Genomic DNA, 13,809 nt, shown 5'->3' on the forward strand with positions numbered 1-13,809 from the left:
TTTATTATAGTCAGACAATTGTCTGGCTTTTTTTCTGTTTAGTAAAGATCCTCGTTGCAAATACGTAAAATAAGTAAAAAAAAACTCCGTCAGTTTAAACCTGACGGATAGTCATTATTTAAATTCTACATGCAATTCCTTACCAACTTTTTCAGCAATTTCATATAAAATTTTTATACTTGGATTCATGCTTCCATTCTCTATGCGTGCAATCGTACTCTGCGGTTTCCCAACTTTTTCAGCAAATTCTCGTTGGGAAACCCCTAGTTCGCTTCTTAATTCAGTAACTGCTACTGCAATTTCTAAGCGCTGTTTTTCTGCTTCAAACTCTTGAGCAAAAGTCGGACTTTCCGCTTTTTTCTTTTCAATTAGATCTTTAATGCTCATATTAATTCTCCCTTCAAATATTTTTCTCTAACACTTTTTGCATGGTTTATTTCTTTTTGTGGGGTCTTTTGAGTTTTCTTAGTAAAACCATGTGTGATAAGAAATTCATTGTCGATTTTTTGAAAATATATTGCTCGTTGAATATTTTTTCCTACTTTAGAACGTAATTCATACAAATCATTATCTAATTTTTTACCCACTCCATTCTTTGAGCAATGAGCAATCCTTTTTCTTCTGTTATTTCAATTATTGCTAATAATTTAGAAGAATCCTTTTCAGGTATAGGGTTCAAAAAATCTTCAAATTCGCTTGTTCCGTCTTTCCGTTTAACGTAATCAAATTGTGGTTTATCCATACTTTTGTGATAGCTTATTTGCTATCATAAAGCAAATAAATATTCCTTTTAATGAAAATAAAGGGAATTGATGTGTGATAGAATAAATAGAAAGCTATTTGAAGAAAAATTTATTATGTGTAGATAATATACAAAAGGAGTAAAAGAATTGAATCGATCAGAGTACAAACAAATGCTGACAATGAAATATTTTTACGAGGAGAAATTGCAAGAAATAAAAAAGAAACATATGTCTGATCCGGATTTGTTTCATCCGATTGGTAAGGATCGTTATTGTCTATACTGTGAAAAGTATCAAGAAATCCAAGATAAGCTACAGCCTACTGTAAAAAAATTAATGCAGTATGAAAAACACACGAAGTGAAACAACCAGTGATTCAACAGTTGGCCGCAGTCCCCAAAAAGGAAAAAGCGAAGCCAAAAAAAGTGTATCAAGTCTATTCTCTCTTGTTCAAAGATGGTTCAGAATATTTGGTTTATACGTTCGCCCAGGAAACTAGTTGTCGATTATTAGGGAGACAGATTTCAGAATTAAGTAAGGCAGTTCCTATTTCTAAGGAGTATTATTCTTCCATTTATTTAGAATAAGAAGATAGCTCGATTATTTCATAGGTTTCATTTATGACTTAGGACTTGCAGCGAGCTTAAACATGTCTAATGTCTATGAAAAATTATTGATACTAGAAAATGAATACGATCAATTTACTTCAAATCAGCAGCGAAAATTAAAGACACAAATAGATTAAAAAATTTTTTTACCAAATCATTAAGGTATAAGTTATACATTAGTGATTAAAAGTATAACTTATACCTTTGACAAAAAGTATAGTTTATACTTTTTGTTTTGCTTATATTTCAACGTTTTTATAGATTAATATTTAACTTATACTTTTATTGTTGGCCGTTTTAGACACTAATAGACACTGAAAAAGACCAGCTACAATATCAATTGTTGCTCAATGAGTTTGAACCCATCATGCAGGAATCGAGCACTGGAACATTCGTTCCTGAACGTGTATTAGGCTTAATTAAAACTTTTTATTCTAGTTACGAAGAAGCACAACAAACAGTGTAAACCATACACAATGCAAAAGCAAAAGCTGAAAAAGAAATGAATACGATTGTTGTATTCGAGGAAATCGATAGTTACGGCATAAATGCAGAACAAGCTCTATACACAACGTTACTAAAAGCTTATCAAAAACAACGAACAGAGAAAGTTCAAAATATCCAAAATCTAATTTTTGTTTATGTAAAAAACTGGTTTATTGAACATCCGATTGCTGCCAAAAAACAGCAAGATACACAAAAAAACGGAGATACAGTCTTGATGACTAACTGGCTAGAAGAGTGACTAAAATAGTTCAGTCACAAATTCATTTTATTAACACAATTAGCAAGTTTAAGTTCCACTTTTTGCACATAATGATGCAGGATGTAATGTTAGGATGTCATTGTAAACAAAGTTGTTTAAAAAGGAGTTTTTGACTATGGATTCTAAGAATATTGGATTAGCATGTAAGCGTGTGATGACTATAAAAAATATCTCTGGAAAAGAATTTGTAGCTGAGAATATTTTTTCTTCTTCGAGATTGTCTAGAATACTAAATGGGAAATCCATTCCTGATTTTAGAGAAATTAGTCTGTTCTGTGATTATTGTGGGATTACTATGTCTGAATTTAGCTATTTTTTGAATAAGAATACTGAAGAAGAGAAAATGCTGCTTAAATACCGAAAATATATTAAATCATTACCAGATGGTGATGAAACTGATGCAAAAGAAATGGTGAATTACTACAAAGAAAAACGCTTTGCTAATTTAAGTACTTTTTTACAATATGTGCGGGTTGAAAACTTTATTATTCCCAAATTGGAGAAAAGAGCGTTTAGTGGATTACCAGATGATTGTATTGAATTTATCGTCAAAAATGTTGGAAATGGTGAGTTGGTAACAGCCACAGAATTATATATTCTTGCAGGCACTGCGAGAGAAGTACCTTATGATTTCTTGAAAGAAATCTATCAAAAGGTGGTTCCATTACAATATGATTATATATTTGGGATAAGTGCTGATGATAGAGCAGCTGTTAGAGAATTTATTTCAAATTCTTTTGATGAATTTATTGATCATGGTGATTTAGATCTAGCTAAAGATTCATTAAACGAATTAACCGCTTATCTTAATTGTTTTCCTAATTTACGATTCGGCTTAAATACAAAAATAAATGAAAACTTTTTAGCTCTTTCAAAAAAATTAGATAGAAAAATTATTACGGAGACAGAACTGTATATCAATGCATTGAAAAATCTAGGTGAGGATGTATTCGCTAAAGGAATTGAAGCACAGTTAGAAAGTATGATCGTAGATAAAGATTTAAAATTAGCTCAAGAAAAAATGCCGGCTGATTAAAAAAGCTATTTTCTAACACACTCACAAACATAATGCAAGAAAAACTTTTTGCGTATTTTGCAAAAAAAAAAGCCTTTTTATTAAAACATGATTAAAAAAAGTCCGAAAACCGTGTTTTTTTTGCGTATTCTGCAAATGAAGAAAAAACGCTTTTTTTTCTGATATAATTATTTCAGAAGTACTTCTAAGAATTTTTCAATCGGAGGTGAGGTAAAAATGATGTCAAGAATTCACCATATGACAACTTCTTTGTCAATTTTATTCGCAAGTTTTATGTAAAAAAATAAACCCATGTATATCAAGGGTTTTGTGCGTTTTTGGTAATTGTGGCTAAAGAAAGCTACAAAAAGTATTGTACAAAAAAAAGATTCTGTGGTAGCGTATTAAATGACAAATAACAAGAATCATTTTAATTAAATAAATAATATTTTTTTGTTGTTCATATCGTGGAACTTAACAAGAAAAGGAGGCCGACAGTGACTTCTCGCCGAATTTAGGATTGCCGTCCAGAATTCAGGTCATAGAAGCCATGTCGTTCGAACATAAGAAAGCACCTCTTATGTCCGATGAGCCCCTTTTAATGTTACAGTTTTACCTGCAACATAAGATACTATAACATATTTTAGTAGTATTTTTAATAATTTTATTTGTGAAAAACTTGCAAAGTTCAATGCTGATCCACCATTCACATTCAAATTTATTGAACTTAAAACTAAAAGGAATTTTTAGTGTCTACGTGGGGATTTGTAGGGAAACTGTAGATTAAAAGAGGGAGAATCGTTCATTAGTGTAGTGCTAGTGGATGTTTCTCCCTCTTTTTTGTTTTTGTTAAGCTCCACCATGTGAACAACCTATAAACCAAAATATTTAATTAGTCAATTACAAAATAAAGGAGTTCCTAAAAATGAAATTTGTCCAGTTAAAAACAGAAGAAACGAATCAGAGCTTTTATCAAATGCCTATCGGATTGATGAAAAATGAGAAATATAAAGATTTATCGCTAGGTGCAAAGATGGCCTACACTTTGTTTTTGAATAGACATCACTGCTCAGAGGCTAACGGATATAAAGATCAATTTGGGGACACTTATTTCTATTACACGAACGAGGAACTAATGCAAAATTTAGGAAGAGCGAATCGTGCAGTCTCACTAATTAAACAAGAATTGATTGATCATGGACTTTTGAAGGTTGTTCGTAGACCTCCGATGAGAATGGAAGATGGTACTAGTAAGTTTCAAGCATCCTTACTGTATTTGGGGGCGTTAGACTCATCAGACAAAGATGAGTACAACAGACCAAACAAATTGGAAAAAAAGCCAAAGAAGAAAGCGGAAAAAGGAGCTGCGGCTAAAGATAACGTCAACCAAATAGAAGACAAGAAGAAAGAAACAGCAGCTGTCAAAGAAGAAAAAAACGAACGAATATTACTAAGTAATTTCTCAACAACTATTCAATCGTTTGGTCGAACGTTTATTCCTGAAAACGCACTAACACTCATTCAAAAATTTTCCAATTCCATTAAAGAAGCAAAAGAAACAGTCAAAGCAATCCATAATGCAAAAGTAAGAGCACAACAAAAAATAGGAGAATATATCGTATTTGAAGAACTAGAATCATATGGGATAAATGCAGAAGCTGAATTGTACACAACGTTACACAGAGCATACATGCTACAAAAAACAGAAAAAGTGAAAGATATAAAAAATGTAATTCACGTTTACGTACGTAATTGGTTTATGAATACAATTGTTCCGACAAGAAAATTGGCTATGGATAATACCCTTCCGAAAGTCAGTATAGCTAACTGGTTAGAAGAGGAACTCTAAATTATTTATTACGTAAAGTTGGAAAAGGAAATATAATATATACTAAATTTTTTAAAACATATAAAACAACTAATAGATACTCTATAGAGCTAGTTATGCAACATTTGAGAATGTCAAACTAAAAGAAAGAGTGATGAAATATGACGCCTGGATTAATAGTGACACCTGCAGATCCAAGAAGTGTTGAAACGAAAGTCCAACTGTTTAATGGTCAGAGATGGAATTTAGCTAAAGGCTATGCTGAAAGATATGCGATCTGGTACGAAGATGGGAACCCAACTGAAATTATCATTCGTAGAGCCAAAGTAGATAAAATATTTCCTAGCATAAAATTACTTTTTGATAAAAAGAATCAAGTCATCGCTCAACGGTCAAGTCCTGGAAAATTATTAATCGCAACAAGAGAAAACAGTTGGCTGAAAAGAGAAAACAAGTATAAGCAATCCTCAGAACTTGCTGCTTACGAAATGATTGAAATGATTGAAAAACAAGATGAACGGTTACGAAGAAAACGAGAAAAAGAACTGAAAAAACGCAAATCACCATGGCAGAAGTAATACAAATAATCAGCAAGGCTACTAAAGGACTTAGAAGTAACCATTTATAAGAAGTGGTAAACAATTTTCATATCTGGAGGAGAGATGATGAAGGCAAAAGAATTGATTAGTATTTTTCAACAAAATCCAGATGCTGAAATCTTAGTTTCAACAACTGAGTATTACGAAGGAGTCACTCATTTCGCAGGCTATCAAAGAGGAGAATTTCAACCTCTAAAAGCCATCTCCTTTGATATTGAAAAAAATAGTATTCAACTAAACGGAGCAAGAGAGCTAGAATAATAGGCTGAAACTTTTGAGAGAGATGAACAGGAGGAAACAGAATGAGCTACGAAAATTACAAAAATTGTGTTGAAGAGGTAAAGGATGAAACAAATACCGTTAATTGAAGAGTTGGAGGAATTTAAAAAGCGAGGATATAAAGATAATCCTAATGAGCAAATTATATACATTTTTGAAAATGGATTTGGTGCAAGTATCATTCTAGGAAAACACAGCTATGGATTAGAAATGATGTTAATAACGCCAGATTATGAATTTGATGAAGATTATGTAAAAAGTCAGCTCTTGAAGCTTGAATCTGATCTTTATTATGACGTTGTCAGTCATTTAGATAAAGAAAAAATGAAGGGCCTTTTAAAAGGTATTCAAAAAATCAAGCCATTTTTGGAGGTGGTAGAAGGATGAAATATAGAAAGAAACCAGCGGTTGTTGAAGCTATGCAGCTAACTAATGAAAATCTGTTAGAAGTGAAAGAGTGGTGTAACGGTGAACTAGTTCCTAATACAGAAACAAGAGAATACGATCTATGTATTTCAAATTTAGAAGGTATTACACAAGCAAATTACGGAGATTATATCATCAAAGGTACGGATGATGAATTTTATCTACGTAAAGCTTATATTTGCGAAAAGATTTATGAAATAGTAAGTCAGAAACCACAACTCAACGACAACCAGAAAATCGTGTTGAAGTGGTTGAAAGAGAATACTTGTAAAGGTAAAAAGCCTGTCTATCCGATGAATTTAGTAAGAAAATCAGTTGCAAAAATGCCTACAGAAATTGTTAGTCACTACAATCATTTAAGTGATAGAGAAGAATTTGAAGTCCTAGTAGCGTTCGCAGAATGGGGATTGGAACAGGAGGAAGCAGAATGAGCTACGAAAATTACAAAAATTGTGTTGAAGAGGTAAAAGACAAAAATGGGAAAATAATCAAATATCATGACGCTGTTCGTACGTCACAAGGTGAGATTTTATTAGTTGGATTTGGTGTCAATCATCATCACAAAACGAAGGGTTTAAATGCTTTTAATGATTTTAACGGCGCTCATGATTGGCTAGATGTGTATCCAGATGGCGAACTAGAAATTTTGGGGAATGTTGATTTTATTGCTGACGAAACGGAGAGATTAGTATGAAAGATTTTGTGATCTTTACAGGTGAAAGAAAATGAATAATAAGCGGGGGACACCCAGCCGAAAGAGAGGGGACACCTGATGTCAACCAAGAAAAATAGGAAAAAATTTGCTCTATCTGACGCTGCTATTGAAAAATTGGAGTGGTTAGTAAAAGAGCACCAAAAACGTTCTGATATCAAAATCTATCCGTGCAACACACTTGAAGAATTGATTGACAATGACTATTTGATAAGAAGCAGATTTAAAAAATAAGGAGTGAGTTTTTTGGAAGAAAAGATAATTAATTTAATGAAATCAAAACATAAAAGAAAAATGTCTGTGAAAGAATGTGCTACATTTTTCAAAATGAGTGAAATAGCACTACTTAGTAAATTAAAGCATGCAAATTTTGTGAGAAGAACGTATAAAATCGATCCAGAGACTGGCTCTATTCAATCATTTTTGGAAAAAATATCTTAAATTCAGTATCGAAAATCTCTAAGTTTAATGAAAGACAGGTATTTGTTATGACGAAAAAAGAAATAATGGATGAAATTGCTCGTTTGACGCAACCAGGCTGGCAAGAAAATGAGGAAGTTGTACGTATTGTGCAGACGCTATCTAAAAAATTGAGTAAAAAAAACACAAACGACGAACCTAGAGCCAAAACAATTGTTGTTTATCATCAAGGAAAAATGTTGGTCAGTGGGGATGCGAGAAAAGTAGCTGCATTTATAAAAAAAACGATAGTGACTGTAAGAAACTACGCCAGAAAGAACTATGTAGATCTGAACAGGAAAGAGTTTTCGTATCTGGAAGAGAATTGATAATGAAATCTGAAAAAGAAAGGATGATCAAAAATGGAGTTAAAACCAGTGGATCTAAAAAGAATTACGTGTGAATTTGTTTTATTCAATCGACAGCATGTTAAATATTCAAATCGAACAGTGAAAAGAATAGTCGTCGATTATTCTGGGAAAGTCACAGTCATAAGCACTAAAGAAATAACGAATAATCACGAGCTTAAAAAATTTTTCGATCAAATAAAAAGTATCTATGTTGATGGGAAAACAGTTGCTTGCAGAGGTTGTTCTGACTTACCTTTACAAATTTCAAATCATGATTTTGCCAAATTAAAAAAACGAAAATTACTCTTAGTAGAATCTGAGAAAAGTTATCGAAAGTTAGAACAAAAAGAATTGTATAACTGGAATAAGGATATGATTCAGCATATAAAAAAAGTTGTCAGTTAAATTTTTAGTTAAATACTTGATCCTTTTGTTTGTTAGTTTTTACTAGCAAATTCTAGTAGTTGGTTAAAAGCTACCGAAGAAACAGACAAAATTAGAACACGGACACGAAACAACATAGAGTATAATGTGCCTTATGTTGCTGGTGAAGGAAGTAGTTTTCGAACCCTGAACAATACACGTCAACTAATTTGAAGTTTTCGGGAGAACATTGAAAATTGGATAACTACAGGACTTACTAAGTTAATCAGCGTGTCTAACAAGGGCTTAGTAAGGATAAATCACCTATAAGAGTACGGCTAGAGCTTGTAGAAGTTTGCGGTATGTTGATGGGTATGACACACACAGAAAAGAACAGGTGCGATGATCAGATTTAAGGGAGCCGTGTTACTTTTCGAGAGTTTGAGGTTGCTGACGCTAGAAACCTTGCGAAAAAAATAACCTGTAGAAAAAAGTAGCTTAAAAGCTAACAAACAAAAGGATCAAATATGTACTAAATTGAATAGTATATCAATGCTTCGATGAAATAGAATGACAAAATTGCAATCAGTTAGACATAGAGAAACACAATCAAAAAATTGAGAGGAAGAAAAAAGATGAGTATGACAAAAGTCAACAGTATGGAAACGAAGATTTTAGAGCTAATGAAAGAAAATCATAAAAAGAAATTAAGTGTCAAAGAGTGTTCAGAGAGTTTAAAAATCACCGAGTTTCAAATAATTAGCAGATTAAAAGATCCAAAAGCAATTCAGCGTAATTACGTGAAAGATGAGGCAGGTAAAATAGAAATGGTTTTAGAAAGAATTGCTAATCTCTAGTGTCTATAAAAAAAGTTAAAATAGAATTTTAGACTATCAGTTGGAGGAGATCATGAATAAGAAGAAAAAAAGAAATAAGAAAATTCCTGCACTAATAACAGCTATTGCTGTACTTGCTCTTGGTGGTTATGAATATGTTTCAAACGAAGGACTATTGACGGATGACTCAAATTCTACAAATCAGACACTAGAATTAGTGAATAACCAGTTTAATAGCAATACAGGAAATGAAATAGATTTAAGCATCTATGAACAGCTTTCAGATCTTGATTTTTCAAGTGGTGATTTAGCGGTCATTGAAGTGAATGGGAATAACAGTACGTTAGATACAAATGAATGGATAGAAAACCGTGTTTATTATGGCGATTTAGATTATTTAAACAGAACAACTACAGTCACTGCTTACATCAATAAGAATAACCTTGGCAAATCTGAAGGGCGATCTAGACAAGTATGGCAACCGACAGGCTGGAATCAAAAAACTGTAGATGGTGAAACCATTCAAAATCGAGGGCACCTACTTTCGTATACGTCGAGTTTCAATTTTGATTCAGATGGAAACTATGTACAAGGTGAAGATGGTAGCGAAGATAATCCTAAAAATTTAGCAACACAAACAGCTTATTCAAATCAAAAAGTACAAACAAAGTATGAAGAAATGGTTCGTAATGCACAAAAAATGAATGAAAACAAAATTGTTTATCAAATTACTACCATTTTTCGTGGGGATGAGTTGATGCCAAGAGGTTACTGGCTACAAGCAAAAGATACAAACGGAACATTGGACTTTAATGTCTATGAGTTTAACGTACAACCTAAAGTAATATTTGATTATGCAACAGGAAAAGCAACAATTGATCGTCAACTCGTAGTAAATTAACGTTTAATACACAAAAATAATTTTTATTAAGCAGAGAATTGAATAATTCACTGCTTTTTTTATTTGCAAAAATAAAAAAGAGGTAGCAGACCACTCGCTACCTCACAGAATATTGAAGAATGGAGTTGCCTGTTTCCGTCAAGCAACTCCGCCTGCATATGGTAATGAATGTATACATTCATTATCCAAAGAGTTTACCATAAACGAATGGAATAAAAAATAAATCTGATGTTTAGTCATATTCAAGGAGGATAAGATGAAAGAAACATCAATGTTACTGGCAAGAAAAGCGATTGGAAAAGATACAGAGGTTCTATTCATGCAACAAGGGAAGGAATTTGTAGTGAGTATCTGTATTACTAAACTTCAAAAGCCTTACTATTGTAATCAGCTTTATAAATATTTTGAACTAAAAGAACAAGCAGACCACTTTTTTGAACTTGTAACAACGATGACAGAACAAGGAGAGATTTAAGGAGTAGTGAATTAAATGATTCGCTACTCTTTTTGTGCCAGTTAAGGAGGTAATCATGAGGTATGAGTTCAAGGTTCGTATTCGTGGTGATCCATGAATCAAAAAATAAATAGGTAAAACACAAGGGGCATGAATTTCATGTCCTTTTTTATATAGATAAAAATAATTTGGTTTAGAAAGAGGATGGAAAATGAGTAAATTAAGCAATAAACAAAAAAAGGTATGGAAAAAAAGACTTGCTGCAACAATGATGTTAGGTGCGACTGTGGCAGGTGTTGCGACAACAAGTACCATTGTACTTGCAGAAAAAGGCAATGAGCAAAAAGTAGAAAGTCCAACAAAATATGAAAAAGCATTAGGGAAATCAGACGCAAAAAAAGCAATCAGTTCGTTTGCTTCAAGTGATTATATTTCTGTACTCGATGATCCAGAATCAACAATTGTAGATGATAAAACAATCATTTCTTCTGATTATGATTTCTCGGCTGGATTCATTGAAGGAAAAACAACCGTTGAAACAATTGGTGAAGGATGGGAAGACGGCTTACGACAACCTGATGGTTCGTTAAGTTCAAGAGGAATTCATATCAATGAGAAAGACATTGTCAAAGGTGAAACAGGAGTTATTTATCACCATGTTTCTGCTAATGGACAAGATGTTGATATGAAAATGAATGTAAAAGATTTCACTGGCTACGATCAAGGTCAGATTGGTACTTTAGCGATGAATGTAGAAGATCAAATCGGTTCATGGATCAATCGCATGGTTGATATTACGTTTGATGTGGAATTTTTAAAGGCTGGTACAAATGAACAAATTCCGCTTAAATTTTACTATACATGGTCAGATATCGATTGGTTACAGTCCGTTACGATTAATAAAGATATGGTTGATAAATCAGATGGAATTTTAGTTTCTTCAGATAGTTGGTTACAAACAAAAACTTTGGAAGATGGTTCGAAAAAGTTTGCTGAAGTGAACAATGAAGGTAGTGACGATTTGGATCCATGGGCCATGTTTACGGTGTTATTCCGAGATGTATCTGATTTTAGTTATACATTCAGCACGAATGCTGATCCCGCAAAGGAATGGACGGAGGAAAACGACTGGGAGTACGCATGGCAAGGAAATACGGCAGTGAAACCTGCGCAGTCAGAAGTACCTGCGCCAACGAAAGTAGTATCCGATTCTGATGAGTTAGACGTAATCAATAATACGTTAAACGAAATGAAAGAAGGATTCACTTATACGATTTATCAAATTATTCCCGGTGAACTAGAAAAATTCCACCATAAATCATATGAACTGTTAGATACGATTATTCCAGCGCTAAAACGTATGTCTGATGTTAGAACTTCTGATGAAACAGGAACAGACCGTTCAAGTTGGTTTAAAGATATGTCTGAAGGCAATAATATTCGTATGGTAGCGACTGAAGAAGCATTGAGTAATCCAGATTTCTACGCACATACGTACTCTTTCGAATTTGATACGGAAGTTCGAGCTGGAGCTGATTTATCGGAATATCTAGGTGAAGACGGATTGTATCATTTCCCGAATGAGGCAAAGGCGATCATTGATGGTGAAGAAAAAACAACACCACCAACTGACACAGTTGTAAAGGATTATGATTCTGATCCACAAAAATATAATGTTGACGAAAATGGTGAAGAAACAACTGATGCGTTACAAGGAAAAAAAGGTGATAGCGTAAGCTATTCTATTCGTAATCAAGCACCGTATTCAATCGCTGGAAAAGAGTTTTCATTAACAGATAATGTTTCAGATTATGTTGATATTGATTCTGATTCCGTCAAAGTAGAAATGACTGATGACAACGTGTCTGAAAGCAACAGCAATGTAGATAATTCAACTACTGATGTAGAAGATGAAGATTTGAAAGTTACGTTGAACAAATGGATCGTTAAAGCAGAAGAATATCTTGCTGATTCAAAGAGCTATGATGAAACTGCAATTGCGACACTACAAGAGTTCACAGACACAGCAAAAGAAGATTTAGCGAAAGAAGATGTATCAGATAAAGTTCTACAAACAGATATTGATGCGTTGATTTCAGCAATCAAAGTATTAGATGAAGAGGTTGATTCTGATAAAGATAAAGACACGTCTACTAGCAAAGAAACAGTCGATGTGAAAGATGCGAAATGGACAGATATTACGTCTGAAGGGTCATTAACTGCAGACAGTAAAACAGGACAAATCAAGTGGACGTTATCAAAAGAAAAAAGTTCACTATTAGCAGGCAAACACTATCGTTTAACATTTAGCGGAACATTAAGCAAAGATTTAGACTACTCATTACTTGAACAAGAAGATGGCTATGCGATTGTACCAAACGTTGCAACTGAAACAATTGGCGATAATGACAAAGATACAAACGAAGTGGATCGTTTAGTTCCGGAAGACGAAAAACCAGAAACGCCTAAAGAACCTGAAACGACGCCTTCTGAAGCACCAAAAGAACCTGTTGAAGAAGATACAGGAGCAAAAGTCTTGCCTTCAACCTTACCTAAAACAGGAGTAGATGCTAGTGCAGAAACGAAAGCTGAAACTTCAGGAAATGGTGTGTTGAAAGCAGTTATGGCTACTGCTGGTACAACCGTTTCATTATTTGGTTTTGCTAAATTATTCAAGAAATAAAGCAATGAAATAAAACAGGAAGAAGAAGGAGCAATTATTCCTTCTTCTTCTATTTTTAAGGAGAATATATGAAAAAATTTTTAAAAACAAAAAAGGGAAAAGTTTTAACACTGGTTGCGTTAATTAGTATTTTTGGAGTAAGTAGTTTTTTAGGTTATCAAACACTAACAGATTCTAACAACGTTCAAGTAACAGAAGAAACAGTATCTAGTGAAGCAGTAGAAGTACTAAAAACAAGAAAAGGTATGAATACAGATGAGCGCATTCAATTAGCGAATGATGTCAGTGAGTTAGACGAGAATGGCTTTGCTGATTATGAAGCTATGAATCGCCCAACAATAGAAGAAATTGAAGAAGCGCAAGCACACGTGGATGATTTAAATTCAATTTACGTTGGAACTGTTGAAATTCCTTCGATTAACCTTGATATCAACATTTTGGAAGGTACAACATACGAAAGAATGTTGTACGCAGCAACAACAATTTTTCCTAATTCTGTGATGGGTAAAGGAAACAACTATGCGTTAGCTAGTCATAACATGGGTCAAGAAGGATTGATGTTTACTTCGTTATATAAGGTAAAAGAAGGCGATGATATTTATTTGAAAAATAATGAATCTGGGAAAACATTTCATTATCGAACAACGTCTGTAGAAATTGTGAATTATAAAGATACGTCATGTCTAGAAGATCAGGATGAGGCAGTCGTTACATTAATTACATGCGAAAATATTTATGACACGACTAATCGAGTAGTTGTACAAGGCTCTTTAGTCGATTGATTGGA

General features: G+C 33.3%; 19 protein-coding genes and 2 pseudogenes. 19 read left to right on the forward strand and 2 right to left on the reverse strand.

The window, feature by feature from the left end; genetic code table 11:
• Positions 1-114: 114 nt before the first annotated feature.
• Positions 115-387, reverse strand: a complete 273-nt coding sequence (locus AC4BC3_RS12975; protein WP_490467371.1) for a helix-turn-helix domain-containing protein — start codon at positions 385-387, stop codon at positions 115-117.
• A pseudogene (locus AC4BC3_RS12980) lies at positions 384-742 on the reverse strand (type II toxin-antitoxin system RelE/ParE family toxin). Before AC4BC3_RS12980 ends, AC4BC3_RS12975 begins: the two are co-directional and overlap by 4 nt.
• 148 nt (positions 743-890) lie before the next feature.
• Here AC4BC3_RS12980 and AC4BC3_RS12985 point away from each other — a divergent pair.
• The 19 genes and pseudogenes from AC4BC3_RS12985 (at position 891) to AC4BC3_RS13075 (ending at position 13,804) form a co-directional block, all read left to right on the forward strand.
• On the forward strand, positions 891-1,106 hold the full coding sequence (locus AC4BC3_RS12985) for a hypothetical protein (protein WP_490467372.1): 216 nt from the start codon (positions 891-893) through the stop codon (positions 1,104-1,106).
• On the forward strand, positions 1,103-1,330 hold the full coding sequence (locus tag AC4BC3_RS12990) for a hypothetical protein (protein WP_490467373.1): 228 nt from the start codon (positions 1,103-1,105) through the stop codon (positions 1,328-1,330). Before AC4BC3_RS12985 ends, AC4BC3_RS12990 begins: the two co-directional genes overlap by 4 nt.
• 328 nt (positions 1,331-1,658) lie before the next feature.
• Positions 1,659-2,096: pseudogene (locus AC4BC3_RS12995) on the forward strand (replication initiator protein A); the annotation flags it as partial.
• Between the two features lie 136 nt (positions 2,097-2,232).
• Positions 2,233-3,153: a helix-turn-helix domain-containing protein gene (locus AC4BC3_RS13000; protein WP_490467374.1), complete on the forward strand. Its 921-nt coding sequence runs from the start codon at positions 2,233-2,235 to the stop codon at positions 3,151-3,153.
• 904 nt (positions 3,154-4,057) lie between these two features.
• Positions 4,058-4,981, forward strand: coding sequence for a replication initiator protein A (locus AC4BC3_RS13005; RefSeq protein ID WP_490467375.1), 924 nt, complete (start codon positions 4,058-4,060; stop codon positions 4,979-4,981).
• A 140-nt stretch (positions 4,982-5,121) separates the two neighbouring features.
• Entirely contained in the window at positions 5,122-5,538 is a 417-nt protein-coding gene (locus tag AC4BC3_RS13010; protein WP_490467376.1) for a hypothetical protein, read from the forward strand.
• An 87-nt stretch (positions 5,539-5,625) separates the two neighbouring features.
• A complete protein-coding gene (locus AC4BC3_RS13015; RefSeq protein ID WP_490467377.1) occupies positions 5,626-5,820 on the forward strand; it encodes a hypothetical protein in 195 nt (64 codons plus the stop codon).
• 84 nt (positions 5,821-5,904) lie between these two features.
• On the forward strand, positions 5,905-6,225 hold the full coding sequence (locus AC4BC3_RS13020; protein ID WP_490467378.1) for a hypothetical protein: 321 nt from the start codon (positions 5,905-5,907) through the stop codon (positions 6,223-6,225).
• Positions 6,222-6,695 (forward strand): hypothetical protein, encoded by a 474-nt coding sequence (locus AC4BC3_RS13025; protein WP_490467379.1) that lies wholly within the window; start codon positions 6,222-6,224, stop codon positions 6,693-6,695. The genes AC4BC3_RS13020 and AC4BC3_RS13025 overlap by 4 nt, the downstream gene beginning before the upstream one ends.
• Complete coding sequence (locus AC4BC3_RS13030; protein ID WP_490467380.1) at positions 6,692-6,958, forward strand: hypothetical protein; 267 nt, start codon at positions 6,692-6,694, stop codon at positions 6,956-6,958. Before AC4BC3_RS13025 ends, AC4BC3_RS13030 begins: the two co-directional genes overlap by 4 nt.
• A gap of 78 nt (positions 6,959-7,036) precedes the next feature.
• Entirely contained in the window at positions 7,037-7,210 is a 174-nt protein-coding gene (locus AC4BC3_RS13035; RefSeq protein ID WP_490467381.1) for a hypothetical protein, read from the forward strand.
• 12 nt (positions 7,211-7,222) lie between these two features.
• Complete coding sequence (locus tag AC4BC3_RS13040; protein ID WP_490467382.1) at positions 7,223-7,417, forward strand: hypothetical protein; 195 nt, start codon at positions 7,223-7,225, stop codon at positions 7,415-7,417.
• Positions 7,418-7,464: 47 nt separating this feature from the next.
• Entirely contained in the window at positions 7,465-7,764 is a 300-nt protein-coding gene (locus AC4BC3_RS13045; protein WP_490467383.1) for a hypothetical protein, read from the forward strand.
• 33 nt (positions 7,765-7,797) lie between these two features.
• On the forward strand, positions 7,798-8,190 hold the full coding sequence (locus AC4BC3_RS13050) for a type III secretion system protein PrgR (RefSeq protein WP_490467384.1): 393 nt from the start codon (positions 7,798-7,800) through the stop codon (positions 8,188-8,190).
• Between the two features lie 593 nt (positions 8,191-8,783).
• Positions 8,784-9,005, forward strand: a complete 222-nt coding sequence (locus AC4BC3_RS13055; RefSeq protein ID WP_490467385.1) for a hypothetical protein — start codon at positions 8,784-8,786, stop codon at positions 9,003-9,005.
• 52 nt (positions 9,006-9,057) lie between these two features.
• Positions 9,058-9,885 (forward strand): DNA/RNA non-specific endonuclease, encoded by an 828-nt coding sequence (locus AC4BC3_RS13060; protein ID WP_490467386.1) that lies wholly within the window; start codon positions 9,058-9,060, stop codon positions 9,883-9,885.
• A gap of 256 nt (positions 9,886-10,141) precedes the next feature.
• Positions 10,142-10,360, forward strand: a complete 219-nt coding sequence (locus tag AC4BC3_RS13065; protein ID WP_490467387.1) for a hypothetical protein — start codon at positions 10,142-10,144, stop codon at positions 10,358-10,360.
• Positions 10,361-10,550: 190 nt separating this feature from the next.
• Positions 10,551-13,022 carry a hypothetical protein gene (locus tag AC4BC3_RS13070; protein ID WP_490467388.1) on the forward strand — a complete coding sequence of 824 codons (2,472 nt, stop codon included), beginning with the start codon at positions 10,551-10,553 and terminating at the stop codon, positions 13,020-13,022.
• Positions 13,023-13,090: 68 nt separating this feature from the next.
• On the forward strand, positions 13,091-13,804 hold the full coding sequence (locus AC4BC3_RS13075) for a class A sortase (RefSeq protein ID WP_490467389.1): 714 nt from the start codon (positions 13,091-13,093) through the stop codon (positions 13,802-13,804).
• Positions 13,805-13,809: the final 5 nt, after the last annotated feature.

The organism is Enterococcus sp. AAFC-DPL-6103, assembly GCF_058216595.1.

Coding starts and splice junctions, on each gene's coding strand:
- AC4BC3_RS12975 (WP_490467371.1), bottom strand. CDS start 387: ATGAGCATTAAAGATCTAATTGAAAAGAAAAAAGCGGAAAGTCCGACT.
- AC4BC3_RS13000 (WP_490467374.1), top strand. CDS start 2,233: ATGGATTCTAAGAATATTGGATTAGCATGTAAGCGTGTGATGACTATA.
- AC4BC3_RS13005 (WP_490467375.1), top strand. CDS start 4,058: ATGAAATTTGTCCAGTTAAAAACAGAAGAAACGAATCAGAGCTTTTAT.
- AC4BC3_RS13010 (WP_490467376.1), top strand. CDS start 5,122: ATGACGCCTGGATTAATAGTGACACCTGCAGATCCAAGAAGTGTTGAA.
- AC4BC3_RS13015 (WP_490467377.1), top strand. CDS start 5,626: ATGAAGGCAAAAGAATTGATTAGTATTTTTCAACAAAATCCAGATGCT.
- AC4BC3_RS13020 (WP_490467378.1), top strand. CDS start 5,905: ATGAAACAAATACCGTTAATTGAAGAGTTGGAGGAATTTAAAAAGCGA.
- AC4BC3_RS13025 (WP_490467379.1), top strand. CDS start 6,222: ATGAAATATAGAAAGAAACCAGCGGTTGTTGAAGCTATGCAGCTAACT.
- AC4BC3_RS13030 (WP_490467380.1), top strand. CDS start 6,692: ATGAGCTACGAAAATTACAAAAATTGTGTTGAAGAGGTAAAAGACAAA.
- AC4BC3_RS13035 (WP_490467381.1), top strand. CDS start 7,037: ATGTCAACCAAGAAAAATAGGAAAAAATTTGCTCTATCTGACGCTGCT.
- AC4BC3_RS13045 (WP_490467383.1), top strand. CDS start 7,465: ATGACGAAAAAAGAAATAATGGATGAAATTGCTCGTTTGACGCAACCA.
- AC4BC3_RS13050 (WP_490467384.1), top strand. CDS start 7,798: ATGGAGTTAAAACCAGTGGATCTAAAAAGAATTACGTGTGAATTTGTT.
- AC4BC3_RS13055 (WP_490467385.1), top strand. CDS start 8,784: ATGAGTATGACAAAAGTCAACAGTATGGAAACGAAGATTTTAGAGCTA.
- AC4BC3_RS13060 (WP_490467386.1), top strand. CDS start 9,058: ATGAATAAGAAGAAAAAAAGAAATAAGAAAATTCCTGCACTAATAACA.
- AC4BC3_RS13065 (WP_490467387.1), top strand. CDS start 10,142: ATGAAAGAAACATCAATGTTACTGGCAAGAAAAGCGATTGGAAAAGAT.
- AC4BC3_RS13070 (WP_490467388.1), top strand. CDS start 10,551: ATGAGTAAATTAAGCAATAAACAAAAAAAGGTATGGAAAAAAAGACTT.
- AC4BC3_RS13075 (WP_490467389.1), top strand. CDS start 13,091: ATGAAAAAATTTTTAAAAACAAAAAAGGGAAAAGTTTTAACACTGGTT.